1 protein-coding gene is annotated in these 223 nt (G+C 66.8%); it reads right to left on the bottom strand.

What is annotated here, in order from left to right; all coding sequences use genetic code 11:
• Positions 1 to 223 (bottom strand): aldehyde dehydrogenase family protein (locus WA670_RS45155; protein WP_336162330.1); only part of this gene is annotated, 223 nt, incomplete at both ends.

Here is a 223-nt window from a genome sequence, read left to right as displayed (position 1 = left end):
AGCGCCCGGTCCTGGTCGGCCGACCACACCGCGCCGTGCAGGCCGTAGCGGGAGTTGTTCGCGATCCGCAGCGCGTCTTCCTCGTCGTCGAACGGGATGATCGACAGCACCGGGCCGAAGATCTCTTCCTGCGCGATCGTGGAATCCGGGTCGACGCCCGCGAAAACTGTCGGTGCGACGAAGTAGCCTGTGTCCGCAGGAGCTTCGATGCCGCCCGTCACCA

This window comes from Amycolatopsis sp. VC5-11, assembly GCF_037034185.1.
GTDB classification, from domain to species: Bacteria; Actinomycetota; Actinomycetes; order Mycobacteriales; family Pseudonocardiaceae; genus Amycolatopsis; species Amycolatopsis nivea.
Note: the sequence above shows the minus strand (reverse complement) of the source record. Positions and strands in the feature narration are given on the sequence as shown.